We start from the raw sequence: 15,923 nt of genomic DNA on the forward strand, positions 1-15,923 counted from the left end.
TCGGTGTTCTGGTCGGTCCTGACCTCGTCAACGCCGATGGCGTGGCGCCCGCCTGAGGGGACATGATCGGCACCCCCTGCCCGGCCGCAGCCGACCGCAGATTTTATTCACTCCGACTCATTGCGATTGCCCCGGCAGACCACTCGCGCATCATCTGCTCATGGAACAGCGCATCACTCATGCGTGCGGTCACGAACAGACCCATTACCTCACCGGCTTTGCCAGCCAGCAGGATCGCAAGGCGCGGTGGCTGACGACGACCAAGTGTCGATCCTGTTTTATCACGGAGAAGAAGACCGCACAGGCAGATGCCGCCTCACGCGACGGTGCTGCTATCGCCCATCTCGACCTGCCCCCGCTGACAGGCAGCGAGCGGCAGGTTGCGTGGGCGACGAGCGTCCGTGCCAGTCATTTGGCCGCCCTGGTCGCTGAGCCAGACGCGGGGAACACCGGTGCCTTTCAAACCTGCCTCACGATCACCGATGGCAAATGGTGGATCGATCACCGGGATTTGCCGAATACGGATTTGCTTACCACAGCTGGGAGCTACCTCTGCCCAGCCAGCATCGCGGCTGCGATGCCTGTACCGTCATGCCTGCATCGAGCGGCGTGACTGTCCAAGATCACAGGGTCGTCAAAACGCGAACATTGCTGAGCGGGATCACTCACTTAGAGCGGTTTCTCACCGGGCTGAATCATAATGGGATTCCCGTCGCCGCGATTTTCTGATTCAGGATTCATGCCGGTGGCAGCAGCTTGCGAGCCAGCACGGGACGCCGGCACCGCTGCCGCAGGGCGGAGATCGACGATCGATGAGGATCGAGGCGCATGCCGGATTGATCCTGGAGGCTTACAAGGCGACGCCCGACATCACCTTGGCCGAGTTGCAGGCGCTTCTGGCCGATCACGGCACCGAGGTCGCGCTCGGCACGATATGGCGGTTCTTCGCGCGGCGCGGGAGCACGCGCAAAAAAAGACAGCGCACGCGACCGAGCAGGATCGCCCCGACATCCTGAAGCGGCGCAAGGAATGGTTCGACGGTCAGCTCGATCTCGATCCCGGGCAGCTCATCTTCATCGACGAGACCTGGGCATCGACGAACATGGCGCGTCGGTATGGCAGGGCGCCACGCGGCGAACGACTGAGGGCCGGTGTGCCGCACGGACACTGGAAAACCACCACCTTTGTTGCCGGCCCGAGCCGTACGGGCATGATCGCACCCTGGGTCCTCGACGGGCCGATCAACGGTGATGCCTTCACCACCTACGTGACCCGCGTTCTGGTGCCCGAACTCCCGCCCGGCAACGTCGTCATCATGGACAACCTGTCCAGCCATAAGGCGCCAGCCGTGCGTGCCGCCATCGAAGCCGCAGGTGCCAGGCTCCTGTTCCTTCCGCCTTACAGCCCGGACTTCAATCCCATTGAAAATGGCCTTTTCAAAGCTGAAGGCGCATCTGCAGAAAGCCGCCGAGCGGACCATCCACGGCCTCTGGAATGCCATCGGCCGCATCGTCGACCTCTACTCGCCCCAGGAATGCTCGAACTACTTCGCAGCCGCTGGCTACGATGCAGACTGATCAGAAACCGCTCTAACTGATGATGTGCCGGCTGACCGGGTTGCGATCCGCAGTGACTCCGACCCATGTGTGGACACTCAGGAGATCCGAACCGCTCCCCGTTCCTGCCGTTCGTTCATGGACAAGCCCGAAACCCGCACATCGCTCAGGGCGGATGCCTGAACGGCTCGGAGCGAAGAAAACAGCTTGCCCGCTTACTGGCGGCGTGTCGTAAGCGCCCTACCCCTTCGGAAGCCAGCAACGGCTTGAAGCCCCCTGGGGTAGATAACGACGCTCGAGCAGCGGAGCATGACGAGGGTGACATCCAAAGTGACCACCTGCACGGTTTATCGGAGGCGAAGAATGGTTTCTGATGGTCGGCGGTCAGTCGACGGCAATCGGCAGCACGCTGTAACGTCAATGTCCGATCGTCACTCAAGACGGATCATCAGTTTTCAATAGCGACGAACCGAATTTCCGGAGTCATCTTCGAAGTTGCCATACCAAATAATCACCGGTAATGTCAGACAATTAATACCGGTAAACCGGGTTTAGGGAGAGGAATGATGGCCTTCGAGAAGTTTGGCCGCCTGTTCGGAACGAGTTCGATCCTCGTGCTGGCTATGGTCGCGCAGTCGGCATTAGCGCAGGACGCCAGTGGCACACCAGCTTCGCGGACGGCAGCTGCTCAATCGACCACACCGAATGCACAGGAGGCATCTGTCGGCGTGGATGCCGCCGCGCCGGTACAAGGCACTCCCGCTGAAAGCGGAACTATCGACGACGACATTATCGTTACCGGCGTCCGTGCCAGTCTCGCGTCCGCTCAGTCGATCAAGCGGAACGCGACGCAGATCGTTGATTCCATCGTTGCAGAGGATATCGGCAAATTACCTGACAACACGGTCGCCGACGCCCTGCAGCGCGTGACTGGCGTTCAAGTCACGCGCGGTGCGGGCGAAGCGGGAACGGTGCTGATCCGCGGCCTGCCCAACGTTGCCACGGTTCTGAACGGACGCGAGGCATTCACGGGCGTCACGCGCGGCTTCGCCTTGCAGGACATTCCAGCCGAGCTGATTGCCGGTGTCGATGTGTACAAGACCAGCACGCCCGATCTGATCGAGGGTGGCGTCGCTGGCCTGATCGATGTCCGCCTGCGTCGGCCTTTCGATTTCGTCGGCAGCCAGATCGCCGCCAGCGGCCGCGCGGTCTATAGTGATCAATCCAAGAAGTGGGGATATATCGGCTCCGGCCTCGTCAGCCAGCGATGGGATACGGGCATTGGCGAGATGGGACTGCTTCTGGCGGCGTCGTACAACAAGCGGCAGTACCAGGATCAGACCGCCTTCGACTTCGTGTCGTCGGGTTCGCCGGTCGCGACGCCGGATACGGTGGGTGGCCTCTACACATCGGGCGATCGACGCCGGACGGCGCTCAACGCCTCGTTCCAGTGGCGGCCCTCCCCTGATGTCGAATTCTATGCCGATGGCGTCTTCACACGCTATGACAATCAGATCGCGGTCGATTTCTTCATCGGATTACCCAAGGCCGGCACGCTGACGAGCGTGACGCCAAATGCCAGTTATCCGATCCTCGCCGACAGCAGCAGCACCGCCAATGCGTTCACGCTGACCAGCAAACAGGCGTTCCGCAACCGGACCGACAATTATCAGGGCGTCGTCGGCGGCAAATGGACATTGGGACAGGCGGTATTCAACACCGAGGTCACCTACAACTACAGCGAGGTCCCGAACCGCAACGCTATCCTCGACACCTCGTTCAATGTGCCTCGGTTCGACGTCGATTACGACGTCGGCGGCACACCACGGGTGACGCTGACCGGCGCGGATCTGACCAATCCCGGCATTTACACGATTCGAACGCTGTTCGATAACAACGGCCTGGATACCAGCGAGCAGATCGCCTGGCGCAACGACCTGACGATCAAGCCCGACAGCACGGTGATCGAGACGTTGAAGATCGGCACCCGGTACACCCACCGCAACGTGGAATCACAGGCGACCGCCTCGATCCCACTCGCCTTTCCCACCGCGGCTGGGGCGCCGCTGGCATCGATTCCCGGCTTTGCGACCCTGTCCCCCGGCGGGCTGGTGAAGGGTGCGCTCGGCATCGACCGGTTCATCACCGCTGATACCGATTTCCTCCTGAACAACACCGACCAGATCCGTACGTTGTTCGGCCGCCCGACGGGAGCGCGTGCGTACGAGCCGAACCTCGCCTTCTTCAACCGCGAGGACACCTATGCCTTCTACGGACAGCTGGGCTATCATTTCGACCTCGGCTCGATGCCGCTCGATGGCGTTGCCGGCGCCCGCGTCGTCAACACCGTGGAACAGCTGAACGGCAATAACGTCTCGAGCAAGCAGAATTATCTGAACGTCCTGCCCAGCATCAACGCGCGTCTCGGCCTGACGGAAAAGCTGTTCCTACGTGCGGCCGCCGGCAAGACGGTTACCCGACCCGAGTTCGCCGCACTGAACCCGCTGATCACCTTGGTGCCGAGCGGCAATACCGGCACCCAGCAATATATCGGGACCGGCAGTGGCGGTAATCCCAACCTGCAGCCGATCAAGTCCACGGCCTATGACGCGTCGCTGGAATGGTATGTGGCGCGCAGCACCTCGCTGACCGCAGCCGGTTTCTACCGCGACCTGTCGGGGTACATCCAGACATACTCGCAGCCCGAACAGTTCGGGGGATCCTATCTGGTCAGTCGGCCACGCAACGCCGGCAATGGCTATCTGGCCGGTGCCGAGGTCGCCTATCAGCAGTTCTTCGACTTCCTGCCAGGCGCGCTCAGCGGCTTCGGCGTGCAGCTGAACGGCACCTACATGGACGGGAAGACCGACGATCCGATCAATGGCGGCAAGCAGCGGATCGTCAACGTGTCGCATTGGGCTTACAACACCGTCGCCATCTACGAGAAATACGGCATCTCCGCCCGCCTCGCGTACAACTGGCGGTCGAGCTATGTCGACAGCTACAATTCGGGCGGGGTGCAGGCGAGCACGATCCTCGCCGATCCTGTCAGCCGCCTCGACTTCTCAGGAAGCTACTCACCCACCAGCTGGCTGACGCTGACCTTCGACGCCACCAACATACTGGACGACGTCTATCAAGACCGGTTCAGGGGCAAGAATTCCGTGACGGGCGTCTATTACGACACGCCCCGCGACACGCGGACCTATGATCGGACGATCCAGATCGGCGCGCGGGTGAAGTTCTGATGATCGGCTGGCGATCGATGGCGTGCGTGGTGGCGCTGGCCGCTGCAGGCGCCCCGGCACAGACACCCGTATCTGGCGATGCGGCAACAACGCTGAACGATCGGCTTCAGGGCGACATCACCCCGACGCACGACCCGGTCATCATCCGCGAGGGGAACACCTATCACGTCTATTCGACCGGTTTGGGTGATGGCCCCGACCGGATCATCGCACACCGAACGTCCCGCGATCTGGTCCATTGGCAAAAGGCACCGACGCCGCTTGCCGCGTTGCCCGATTGGGCGACCCGTGCCATTCCGGGGGCCAGCAATGCCTGGGCGCCGGATATCTCCTATGTCGGCGGCCGCTACCGCCTCTATTATTCGGTATCGACGTTTGGCTCCAACCGGTCCGCAATCGGCCTGCTGACGAGCCCGACGCTCGATCCCGGGAAGCCCGGCTACGGGTGGCGCGATGAAGGGCCCGTGGTCATGTCCGATCGGCCCGACGACTTCAATGCGATCGACCCAAATTTTGTTGCCGGCCGTGATGGCAGACACTGGCTGGCGCTCGGCAGCTTTTGGAGCGGGCTAAAGCTCTTCGCGCTCGACCCCGAAGTTGGCAAGCTACTTAAGGCGGGAGAAGCGCCTATATCCATCGCCCGTCGTCCGGCCCCGGCCGGTGCGCCGGCGCCGGTGGAGGCGCCTTTTATCATCAATCACGGTGGCTGGTATTGGCTGATCGCCTCTTACGACTATTGCTGCAAGGGCAACGCCAGCACATATTACACGGTGATTGGTCGGTCGCGCCTCGTGACGGGTCCGTATCTGGGCAAGGATGGCAGTTCGATGATGCAGGGCGGTGGCACGATCCTCCTGCGCGCCGACCTGCCCGAGAAGCAGCGTTTCCGTGGTCCCGGCCATGCCGGCTATCTGCGGGATGCCGACGGCACCGACTATGTCGTCTACCACGCTTATGACCGAGAGAACAAAGGCGCCCCAACGTTGCGCATCGCACGCCTTCGTTGGGCCGCAGACGGCTGGCCTGTCGCCGAATGATCATCCGATGCTCAGGATATCCCCTATGATCCATCCATCCCGCCGTTTGTTTCTTGCCGGTGCCGCCGCCACTGCCGCCGCACCGGCGCTGGCCCAGAAAAAGGCCCCGCCGCCGATCGTCAATCCGCTGGTCCATCAGCGGGCCGATGCGCAGGTGTTCCGCCATACCGACGGCTGGTATTACCTGACCGGGTCGGTACCGGAATATGACCGGCTGGTGCTGCGCCGTTCGCGAACGATCGCCGGGCTGTCGACCGCGAAGGAAGCGGTGTTGTGGCGGCATCAGTCGAGCGGGCCGATGTCGGGATATATCTGGGCGCCGGAACTGCACCTGATCGACGGCCGCTGGATCATGTATTTCGCGGCCGGCCCCAGCGGCGGCGGTGCCGACGTTTTCCGCATCCGCACCTATGCCGTCGTTTGTGACGGCCCCGATCCGATGACGGGCAAATGGTCGGTGCTGGGCCAGCTGGAAACGCCGTGGGACAGCTTCAACCTCGATTCCACCAGCTTCGTCCATCGCGGCACGCGGTATCTGGCATGGGCACAGCGCGAGCCGGGGATCGAGACCAACTCCAATCTCTATCTGGCACCCCTCGCCACCCCGCTGACGCTGGCGGCGAAGCCCGCGCGATTGTCGGTGCCGACGCTGGATTGGGAAGTGCGCGGCTACAAGGTGAACGAGGCACCGGCCCTGCTGGCCCGCAACGGCCGCCTGTTCATGACCTATTCGGCCAGTGCGACCGATGCGCGCTATTGTCTGGGTATGCTGACGGCGCGCGACGATGCGAACATCATGGACCCGGCGGTCTGGACCAAGAGCCAGAGCCCGGTGATGACCACGTCGGCTGCACATAAAGTTTATGGCCCCGGTCACAACAGCTTCACCGTGGATGAGCGCGGTCGCGACATGCTGGTGTTCCACGCCCGCGATTACGAGACGATCAAGGGCGATCCGCTGCTCGACCCGAACCGCCACACCCGCGTCCAGCCCATCGCCTATCGCACCGATGGCACGCCGATCTTCGACCCGCCGGTGGCGAACGGCCCGCTTACCTGACCGGTGTATAGCCAGCTTGCAGACGCTGTTGTTCGCGTGCGTTGAATTCGGAAGACCCAGACCCGGACGCTCAGCGCCGGAGCGACGCATCCGACTTTAGGACATTTGGACATTCGTTCATGGTGTCGAAGGGAGAGGCGGGCGAGCATCGCCTGTGGCCAAGCGATCATAGCGCATCGTACGATACGCCGGTTGCAACGTATTCATTCTTCAGCTTTCGCTGGCCGCCCTCGAAGGGGCCGGTCTCATGGGCGTGAAGGGTAAGCCTCGGCGGATTGTCGGGGAGAGCGGTGCGGTAGAGCGCGTTGTAAAAATCGCCGTTGATCCGCGCCAGCTGATCAAAGACCTCGCGCGCAAGCGCGTCGGTGTCGTCCGGCGGCAGGGCGCCCGCCACCAACTCGGCGGCTATTTCCATCCGCTTCGTGTGATCGGCATCCTCGTAAGACAGTAGCCGGAACGTGTTCAACACCGGTGCCAAGGCGTCAACGCTGAACAGGACCTCGCGCACGCTGTCGGGCGTGACGTTGGCGCCATAGTAATCGACGGACATGTCCGACCGTCCGTACAGGAAGAGCAAGGGCAGATCCGTGACCCGTGCGAGCCCATCGAGCAGGTCCTCCCTCCCCGCATCGCGCAATCGCCGACGCAGCTCGGGCAGCCGCATCACATGGCCGCGATCGTGGATGTTGTACCGGATCTTGGGCGCGATGTGATAGGGACGCGACATGGTGACGACCAGTTCGCCGGCGGCGTTGGTCTCGATGTAATAAGCCAGCGGATTGTACTGGAAGATCATCGGCGTCACGCCATAGTCGGTTCGGATCAAGGCAGAACGCAGCGCCTCGTCTTCGGTCAGCGCGCGGCGCAGGCGGATCGCCAGATCGGTTTCCAGCGCCATGTTCACTTCCAGATCCGACGCGCCATAGCTGCCGACGACGCGCTGGAAACGCCGGCCCAGATAGCTGCGCAGCGATTCTGATATCCCCTCTCCGCCGTACCCCGCATCGACGGTGAACGCGTCCCAATCGATCCTTGGGTCGTCGGCCAGCGTCTTCAGGAACGGCGGATAGCCCATGACGACGTAGCGATAGCCGGGACCGAACTCACGCATCGTCGCGACGATCTTGTCCAGATTGGGTCCCGTCGATTTCAGGATCGAACTGCCGGTCAGCGAGATCGACACGTTCATCCCCGTCGCCCAAGCGCCTAGCGCGAAAGCGTTGAGGATGAAGACCGGCCGATGCCGATCGACGGAATCGCGGTACGACAGCTGCATCATCCGGCTGACGATCCGCCGCTCCACGGCACCGCGCACCCAACTGGTGGGCGTACCGCTCGACCCGGAGCTTTCGTCGACCATCACGCCGCGCCGCGGCAGTCGCCCGTTCTTGACCCGCTCGCCGATCGGATAGGCCTGAACATAGCTCGCCTTGTCCATCTCGGGGATCGTCCCGAGCTGCGGCGTCATCCCGTCGGCGAAACTGATGTCGGGCAGGTTGCCGCGCCGGTCGATGTAGTCGCGGTACGCAGGGACGCTGGCGTAGGCCTGGTAAAAACTGCGCCACGCCCTCCACACGCCCAGGCGCCAGCGCAGCCCCTCGAAGCCTGGGATCAGCAGCAGCCGATACAGATCACCCGATGCCGCGAGCGCCCGTTCGAGCAGGTCGACGGCGACGACGGCGGCGAAGGCAGGATAGTAAAGGATCCGCCTCAGGGCGCGCACAACAGGATGTCGGCGACGGGCAACCGGTGACTGAGCGGCGGTTGCGGGCTCGTGCCCAGGCGCAACAGAAGCCATACCATGTCCTCCTCGCCCGCCTCCGCGGGCAGTTCGAGATATTTCACCATGTTCGCACGCGCCGTCTCGCTGGTGATGACAGAGCCATAGGGATGCCAGTGGAACCCGGCGCGTGTGAGTATCAGCCACAGACGGATCATCACCCGTCCTGCCGCTACCCAATCCTCGCGGGTTACATAGCGCCCGCGCAGCCAGCCGATCGTGCCGATGCCCTTCATCGTCGCACCATACACGGTGCCGACGACGGTGCGGACGCCCGGCAGCGTCCAGAAGCGATGTTGCAGGAAGAAGCTGCGCAGTAGAGGACCGCTGAACGTCAGGCAGCGCGCCGACAGCCCGTCGCGCGTCAGATCCTCCTCCCGCCCCGAGAAGCGCAGCCAGCGGGTCAATTCGGTCCGCAGTCCGTCGTCGTCGAGATCATGGAACAGCGCCTGTCGGTTCAGCTCGACGACAGGCGCGATCGCTGCCGCGTCGCTTCGTGTCTCGAACCGGTGGCCCAGCCGGGCGGCTTCACCCTGCAACTCGGCGATGACGGAGGCAGGCACGGGCGATCCGTCATAGGGAAGCCGCGAGGTTCGGCGGCTTAGGATCAGCTGGGGATCGAAATCATCGATCGCGCTGCCCGCCGCAACTAGGCGGAGACACGCCAGCGCCTGCGGCGTTTCGACATCGCCGCCGCCATACATTGGGGTCCAATCCCACACCGCCTCCAGCTCGCAGCCCGTGGCATGTGCCGCGATCCGGCAGATCTCGACGAAGATGCCCGCGGTCAGCCAGGTGAAGCGACCGAGCGGATCGGCGACGGGGAGCCCGCGCTGCGGCAGGAAGACGAGGTCGGCCTGACGATCATCGATCACCCGCAGGCGAAAGGGCTGGGTGTTGTGAGGGCTCGGGCAACGCTGCGCATAGCGGCCGATGCCAGCCCATGACGCGGTCACACCGCTTCCTCCTCCTCGGCGGCGTCCATTTTGTCGGCGCGAAGATCGGCCGCGGCGCGATCGGTCATGGTGACATAGTCGAGCTTGCCCGTTCCCAGCACCGGTAGGGCATCGACGACGCGGACATCCTTGGGCACCGAGAGTTCAGCGACACCATTCGCGCGCGCCCATTGCTGAAGCGCGCCGGCTGTCGCCCCCGGCTGGGTGGTGAAGAGGACCAGCTGTTCACCCTTGCGGGCGTCGGGGCGGGTGACCACCGCGTGCTCCGCGCCCGGCCACAGCTTGGCGGCATAGCCCTCCACCGCGGGTAGCGACACCATCTCGCCGCCGATCTTGGCGAAGCGTTTGGCGCGGCCCTTGATCGTCACGAAGCCGGCGGCGTCGATCGTCACGATGTCGCCGCTGTCGTGCCAGCCGCCCTCGGGCGGTTGCAGCACACCTGGCGCGTCGGCCTTCAAATATCCTGCCATGATATTTGGCCCGCGGATCGACAGGCGACCACCCTCAGCGATACCAGGCACGGGATCGACCTTCGCTTCGACGCCGGGCAGCAGGCGCCCGACGCTGCCCGCCTGGAAATGCATGGGCGTGTTGACCGCGATCACCGGCGCCGCCTCGGTCGCGCCATAGCCTTCCAGGATGCGCAACCCGAACTTCTCGCCATAGGTGCGCCGCGTCTCGTCACGGACGCGCTCGGCGCCGGCGAAGATGTAGCGCAGCGAATAAAAGTCATAGCCATGCGCCATCCGCGCATAACCTGACAGGAAGGTGTCGGTGCCGAACAGGATGGTGGCATTGGCGTCATAGGCGAGCGCGGGCACGATCCGGTAGTGCAACGGGCTGGGATAGAGCAGCGTCCTTACCCCCGACAAAATCGGCAGCAGCGTGCCCCCGGTCAGGCCGAAGCTGTGGAACACGGGCAGCGCGTTCAGCACGACATCGGACGAATTGAAGTCGATCCGCGCCGACAGCTGCAGGCAGTTGGACAACAGGTTGCGATGGGTTAGCACCACGCCCTTGGGCAGCCCTTCCGATCCGCTGGTGAAGAGGATAACGGCGGGCGCGTCCGGCTGGACCGCGTGGCGGCGATGGAGGCGCCCGGCCCAGCGCGTCGCGATCAGCGCGCGCAGCTTGGCGAGAGCGCCGATCACGGCACCGACATCCTCCAGATAGACGATGCGCCGCCCGTCAGCCTGAAGCCCGTCCAGCACCTCGCCCAGCTTCGCCTGCTGGACGAAGGCGCGCGCCGTAACGATGGTGCGGATCTCCGCGGCGACGCACGCCGCCTTAAGGTTGGTTAGCCCCGCGGTAAAGTTCAGCATCGCCGGCACCCTGCCGATGCCCTGCAGCGCGAAGAAGGTCGCGACCACGGCATTGACGTTGGGAAGCAACAGCCCGACCGCCTCACCCGGTCCCGTCAGCGCCGCCAGCGGCCGGCCGAGCGCGATGCTGCCGGTGACCAATCGTCCATAGCTCAATGGCTCACGCTTGACGTCCTCGACCACAGGCCGTGTGGCGCCATGGATGTCCTTCGCGTCGAGCAACGCCTGGTAGAGGGTGCGATCGGTGTCCGACGTCGCGAAGATCATGTCGCTCATCACGTCGTACAGCTTTGCTCCGGCCGCCGCTCGCCGCTGGCGCGCCGTATCGCCGTCGACCTGGAAGCGCCGCGGGGGAGGGATCGTCAGGTCGATCTTCGGAAAGGCGCGCAGCCGCACCTTGCCCTTGAGCCGCGAAAAGCGCGTGTACTGGGCACCGGCGATGCGCACCGGGACGATCGGCGCGTCGGCCTTGTCGGCGACCATGCCGGGGCCGTCGAACACCTTCATCAGCGCGCCCGTCACCGTGATCCGTCCTTCCGGAAAGATCACCAGCGTCCGCCCTTCGCGCACCGCCTTGACCATCGCCTTCGCCGCCATCGGATTGGTGGGATCGACCGGGAAGGCGTCGAACATCCCCAGGAACGGCTTCACCCACCAGGCCTTGGCGATCTTGGTCGCGACCGCGAAAGTCGGCTTGCCCGGTAGGAACGCCGCGAGCAGCAGGCCGTCGAGGAACGAGACGTGGTTCACGACCACCACCGCTCGCTCGCCCGGCTGGGGCATGTTCTCCGCGCCGTGGACGTCGACGCGATAGAGCGTGATCAGCAGCCCGCGGATCAGCGCCTTGAACACCGTCTCGGGCAGCAGCCAGCACGAAATCAGCGCGATCGCGAGCGTTGCGAAGCCCATCGCGCCGATGATCCCCGGCACGCTGGTGCCCAGCGCGAGCAGCAGGGTGACCACAATCACCATGATCACGGTGACGAAGGCGTTGACGATGTTGTTGGCGGCGATCACCCGCGAGCGTTCGGCAGGATCGGTATGGACCTGAAGGATCGCATACAGCGGCACGATGAACACGCCGCCCGAGAACGCCAGGCCGATGAGGCCGACGAGGATCGGCCAGCTGCCGGCGCTCGCCAGGAATGCGGTGACGTCGGCACCTTGTGTGACCGCCGGGTAGCTGCGCGTGGCGATCCACAATTCGACCAGAAACGCGGCCATGCCCAGCGCCGCGACCGGCACATAGCGGGCAGACACCTCGCCCCCGAGCAGCTTGTTGACGACGAGCGAGCCGAGCGCGACCGATACCGAGAAAACGAGCAGGAACAGCGTCACCACACCAGCCCCGGCGCCCAGCGTACCGCTGACCAGCGGCGCGAATTCGGACAGCAGGATCGCGCCGACCGAGAAGAACCAGCTGATGCCCAGGATCGCCAGCCACACGCCGCGCCCGGCGCGGGCGACCGACAGGATATCGACCGTGCTGCGCCAAATGTTGCGATCGATGACGAGGCCCGGCGCCGCGGCCGGTGCACTCGGCACCGACAGGCTGGCGAGGAAGCCGAGCACCGCGACCCCCACCGCGACCAGCCCCGCCTCCCACGCCGGGATAAGACCGCCAGCAAGCTGGCCGGCCAAGATCGCAAGGAAGGTCCCGGCCTCGATCAGTCCCGTCCCGCCCATCAGTTCGTGACGCCCGAGATGCTGCGGCAGGATCGAGTATTTGACCGGTCCGAAGATCGTCGAATGCACGCCCATCAGGAACAGGCTGCCGAGCAGCACCGGCACCGACTGGAGCCAGAACCCGCCGAGCGCGAGCAGCATGATGCCGATCTCCGCCGCCTTCACCGCGCGTACCAGAACCGCCTTGTCCCACTTGTCGGCAAGCTGGCCTGCCAGTCCCGACAGGAGAAAATAGGGCAGGATGAAGAGGCCGGTCGCCACCGTCGCCAGCAACTCGGCGCGGGCCGGGGCCGCTGCATAGAGCGTGAAATTGGCGAGGAAGAGCATCGCAAATTTCAGCAGATTGTCGTTGAACGCGCCGAGGAATTGGACGGCGAAGAGCGGCGCGAAACGGCGCTTCGCCAACAGCGACAAGTCTGGTGCGGACATGGATAGCTCCCCTTCAACCCTTAGCGATAACGGCGAAACCTTAAGGACCCGTCAGGCGGCTTAATCTTCAGGTCGGCACCAGCATATCATCAAATGAGCACCGTTCAATAGATTAATTAGACAGCGATCATTTTTGTGCTTAATGGTGCTTGCCATGGGCAGACGATCCGACCACACCCGCGCCGAACTCGAGGAACTGATCCTGTCCGCTGGGCACGCGCTGGTCGCGGAAGTGGGGCTCGGTGGCTTTTCCGCGCGCGAGGTCGCGCGCCAGATCGGCTACTCGATCGGCACCATCCACAATGTCTTCGGTTCTTCGGATCGGCTGATTGCTGCGCTCAATACCCGCAGTTTCGTCGCCTGGGCCGCATTCTTGCGCGAGCAGCTAGAGGCGGTCGGCGACGACGGCGATCGGCTCGCGGCGCTCGTCGCCGGCTATTTCGACTTCGCGCGACAGCATACGCACTGGTGGACGGCCATCTACGATCACCGGCTCCCCGCCGACACCAGTCTCAGCGAAGCCGACGAAGCTGGCCGCGGGCTGTTGACCGGTATCGTGGTCGACGAGGTCGCGCGCGCGCTCAGCCGGCCGGTCGATGAAACCGTCGTTACGCTATCACGCTCGCTGATCGCGACGGTTCACGGCCACTGCGCCTTCGCGATCGGTGGAGCCTGGGCGCTGATGGGTGGATCGGATGCTGAAGCTACTGCCCTCGCCCGCGTGCGCGAAACGCTCTCCGCGGTCACTCTCGATACCCGCTAACCGCTGGACGACCAAAGCGGGCGCGAAGACGCATATTCGGCCATTCGTAGCGTCCAACTCGGCTCTCTGTTGGCTCCAGTCGATATGACTCGCCATTCCACGCGCGAGTGACTCCTCATTCCGGCGTAACGACCTCAACCAGCATTCTCGAAAACGATCGTGAAACGAGAATGAAGGTTTTTGTGCCAGCTAGCCCTATAAAGCAGGCATCGCAGCGCGAGTGCGCCGACGATAAATAGCAACCGCAACGATAGGCAGGATAAACACCGGGAAAAGTCGCACGGCTTTCGCTACCTCAGGAATCTCACCAAACCACAGCGTGGATAGGATGGCGAGATGCGCAGCGCCCCAGGTAAGGATGACTGTGACGCACAGGCTGGCTGCGACGATACCGAATTTCATTATGCCAGTCATAACCCGCTCTTCGAGACCTTCTGTTTTCCGCGCCCCATCAACAGCACAGCAGTAACTCCGCATGCGGTGCCAACCATGCTAGCGTTCACAGGTAGACCGGCGATCGACAGAATGATGAACAGCCCGCTGATCAACATTATTGAAATGGCTAAGCGCAGCATAAGTGATCTCTTTCCAAAAGCGCAGCAAACTATGTCATATATACAGGATGCTAATGGGCGAAACTGCCAAAAGTCTTTCCGCCTAGCACGCCCGGACGCCGAGGCGCTCCTTCCCCGTCGCGGATGGTGGACTACCGCCGTTTTCCTGTGCGTCGCGATGCAGATCGGCACGACGATCGTCTTGCCGAACCAGATCTGGTCGATGCCGGCCGGCATGGCGGGCCTCGCCGCGCTTTGCGCCTTCGTCACCGCCGCGGCCACGCCCCGGGAGCGCGGGTCGGTCGGCAGATGGCGATGGCGCCTCGTCACGCTCGGTTTCACGATCTGGGCGATCAGTTGGGCGACCGCGGCCGTGACGCGGTCGATGATCGATCACCGGGACGAATTTCTCCATTTCTTTCATATTCCGCGGCAGATCGTTTTCCTCATCGTGCTGCTGCCAACGGTCGAGGAGGATCGCGGCTGGTTGCTGCGCGGCCTTGACCTTGGCCAGACGCTTCTGCTGGCCATGGCGATCTCCCTGCTCGCCTGGCCGTCGGGGGCGGCCTCCTCGACGATCAACGGCTATCTCAATTCGGGTGTCCTGTTCTTTGGCCTGGTGGCGATTACCTCGCTCCTGACCCAGCGAGGCCATGTCAGGCGGCTACTGACCGCCTTGGCGATCCTGTTCTTCCTCTATGCCGCGACCAGTTTTGGCTCGACCTGGATATTCCAGCGATACGCCCTCGCTCGCAATTCCCCTTGGTGGGGGTACGGCGATGCCGCCTATATATTCTATGCGCTGTTCCTAGTCTGGGCGGGCCAGCCGCCGTCCGCCAGCCCCGATCAGACGCGTCGCCGCACCTCGCGGCATCTACCACCCCTGCTGCTGACGGCGGTCCTTCTGATGATGGCGATCGGTGTCGGCCAACGGTCAACGCTGGGCGGCGCAATCGTACCCCGCAGCGCCGATGCTTACGGACACGATGTCATCTGCGCCGATCGCCACCAGAGAGAGACAATCACAACAAGCGAAGCCGAGCTACTCGCGCCGGCGATCCCGTCACATCCACCTGAAAGCGGCCAGTCCGCATCCAGGCTCGTGCCCGCGCCCGCCGAGTCGCTGGTCGCGCGTCGATTGTCGGAGCCATCGGAGGCCATACCCCGTTGGGATCATTGCCTTGGGCAAAACTGGCGCGCACGGTTTCGCTGTTGCTGGCAGGCGCGACAATGCTGATGGTGATCCAGCTCTGGACCGCACTGCGCTTCGTCGGCTTCGTCATGCCAACGGTCGTGGGCATCGGTGATACGTTGGTGGCGATGGCGGTTGCAATGACACGGACCAATCAGGCGGGATGGTTTCCTTGGGTGCTGCCGCTGAAAATCCTGTCCGCGCCAGACCTCGTTTCCTTTGCTCTCGCTGGGGATAGGTGGTCTTGTTCTGCTTGCCATCATGGTGACGGACCTGTCGCGATATAGCTTCAGGTAAGGAGCCTGACAGGCGGCCGGGCCTTCTCATAAGGGATCGAAAA

The 15,923-nt window shown here is 63.5% G+C and carries 10 protein-coding genes and 2 pseudogenes; 8 read left to right on the forward strand and 4 right to left on the reverse strand.

Annotated elements, in window-relative coordinates; genetic code table 11:
• Window positions 1-160 precede the first annotated feature (160 nt).
• From JAO74_RS18235 to JAO74_RS18255, 5 genes and pseudogenes are all read left to right on the forward strand, one after another.
• The gene (locus tag JAO74_RS18235) at window positions 161-613 is read left to right on the forward strand and encodes a hypothetical protein (RefSeq protein WP_199041687.1); all 453 of its coding nucleotides are present in this window, start codon (window positions 161-163) and stop codon (window positions 611-613) included.
• A gap of 130 nt (window positions 614-743) precedes the next feature.
• Window positions 744-1,577 (forward strand): annotated as a pseudogene (locus tag JAO74_RS18240) (IS630 family transposase); the annotation flags it as partial.
• A gap of 545 nt (window positions 1,578-2,122) precedes the next feature.
• Window positions 2,123-4,804: a TonB-dependent receptor gene (locus JAO74_RS18245; protein ID WP_199041693.1), complete on the forward strand. Its 2,682-nt coding sequence runs from the start codon at window positions 2,123-2,125 to the stop codon at window positions 4,802-4,804.
• Entirely contained in the window at window positions 4,804-5,841 is a 1,038-nt protein-coding gene (locus JAO74_RS18250) for an arabinan endo-1,5-alpha-L-arabinosidase (RefSeq protein WP_233151216.1), read from the forward strand. Before JAO74_RS18245 ends, JAO74_RS18250 begins: the two co-directional genes overlap by 1 nt.
• Before the next feature lie 25 nt (window positions 5,842-5,866).
• A pseudogene (locus tag JAO74_RS18255) lies at window positions 5,867-6,895 on the forward strand (glycoside hydrolase family 43 protein); the annotation flags it as partial.
• A gap of 172 nt (window positions 6,896-7,067) precedes the next feature.
• Here the strand turns inward: JAO74_RS18255 and JAO74_RS18260 are convergent.
• The 3 genes from JAO74_RS18260 to JAO74_RS18270 are packed head-to-tail and all read right to left on the reverse strand — an operon-like array spanning window position 7,068 to window position 13,074.
• Window positions 7,068-8,624, reverse strand: coding sequence for a phenylacetate--CoA ligase family protein (locus JAO74_RS18260; protein ID WP_199041699.1), 1,557 nt, complete (start codon window positions 8,622-8,624; stop codon window positions 7,068-7,070).
• Window positions 8,612-9,637, reverse strand: coding sequence for a hypothetical protein (locus JAO74_RS18265; protein WP_199041702.1), 1,026 nt, complete (start codon window positions 9,635-9,637; stop codon window positions 8,612-8,614). The genes JAO74_RS18260 and JAO74_RS18265 overlap by 13 nt, the downstream gene beginning before the upstream one ends.
• Window positions 9,634-13,074 carry an acyl-[ACP]--phospholipid O-acyltransferase gene (locus JAO74_RS18270; RefSeq protein ID WP_233151218.1) on the reverse strand — a complete coding sequence of 1,147 codons (3,441 nt, stop codon included), beginning with the start codon at window positions 13,072-13,074 and terminating at the stop codon, window positions 9,634-9,636. The genes JAO74_RS18265 and JAO74_RS18270 overlap by 4 nt, the downstream gene beginning before the upstream one ends.
• Before the next feature lie 142 nt (window positions 13,075-13,216).
• Between JAO74_RS18270 and JAO74_RS18275 the strand changes: the two genes are divergently transcribed.
• The gene (locus tag JAO74_RS18275) at window positions 13,217-13,837 is read left to right on the forward strand and encodes a TetR/AcrR family transcriptional regulator (RefSeq protein WP_233151219.1); all 621 of its coding nucleotides are present in this window, start codon (window positions 13,217-13,219) and stop codon (window positions 13,835-13,837) included.
• 195 nt (window positions 13,838-14,032) lie between these two features.
• On the opposite strand, the gene JAO74_RS18975 is transcribed toward JAO74_RS18275, so the two are convergent.
• Entirely contained in the window at window positions 14,033-14,239 is a 207-nt protein-coding gene (locus JAO74_RS18975; protein WP_233151221.1) for a hypothetical protein, read from the reverse strand.
• A 126-nt stretch (window positions 14,240-14,365) separates the two neighbouring features.
• Between JAO74_RS18975 and JAO74_RS18280 the strand changes: the two genes are divergently transcribed.
• Together JAO74_RS18280 and JAO74_RS18285 are read left to right on the forward strand one after the other, a co-directional pair.
• Window positions 14,366-15,628: a DUF2339 domain-containing protein gene (locus JAO74_RS18280; RefSeq protein WP_233151223.1), complete on the forward strand. Its 1,263-nt coding sequence runs from the start codon at window positions 14,366-14,368 to the stop codon at window positions 15,626-15,628.
• Window positions 15,622-15,870: a hypothetical protein gene (locus JAO74_RS18285; RefSeq protein ID WP_199041710.1), complete on the forward strand. Its 249-nt coding sequence runs from the start codon at window positions 15,622-15,624 to the stop codon at window positions 15,868-15,870. Before JAO74_RS18280 ends, JAO74_RS18285 begins: the two co-directional genes overlap by 7 nt.
• The last annotated feature ends 53 nt before the right edge of the window (window positions 15,871-15,923 follow it).

The organism is Sphingomonas mollis (genome assembly GCF_016427505.1).
Classification (GTDB): Bacteria; Pseudomonadota; Alphaproteobacteria; order Sphingomonadales; family Sphingomonadaceae; genus Sphingomonas; species Sphingomonas mollis.

Bases quoted from the DNA above. Each gene is read 5' to 3' on its own strand.
- JAO74_RS18275 (WP_233151219.1), top strand. From the start codon at position 13,217: ATGGTGCTTGCCATGGGCAGACGATCCGACCACACCCGCGCCGAACTC.
- JAO74_RS18975 (WP_233151221.1), bottom strand. From the start codon at position 14,239: ATGAAATTCGGTATCGTCGCAGCCAGCCTGTGCGTCACAGTCATCCTT.
- JAO74_RS18250 (WP_233151216.1), top strand. From the start codon at position 4,804: ATGATCGGCTGGCGATCGATGGCGTGCGTGGTGGCGCTGGCCGCTGCA.
- JAO74_RS18245 (WP_199041693.1), top strand. From the start codon at position 2,123: ATGGCCTTCGAGAAGTTTGGCCGCCTGTTCGGAACGAGTTCGATCCTC.
- JAO74_RS18285 (WP_199041710.1), top strand. From the start codon at position 15,622: ATGCTGATGGTGATCCAGCTCTGGACCGCACTGCGCTTCGTCGGCTTC.
- JAO74_RS18235 (WP_199041687.1), top strand. From the start codon at position 161: ATGGAACAGCGCATCACTCATGCGTGCGGTCACGAACAGACCCATTAC.
- JAO74_RS18270 (WP_233151218.1), bottom strand. From the start codon at position 13,074: ATGTCCGCACCAGACTTGTCGCTGTTGGCGAAGCGCCGTTTCGCGCCG.
- JAO74_RS18280 (WP_233151223.1), top strand. From the start codon at position 14,366: ATGAACAGCCCGCTGATCAACATTATTGAAATGGCTAAGCGCAGCATA.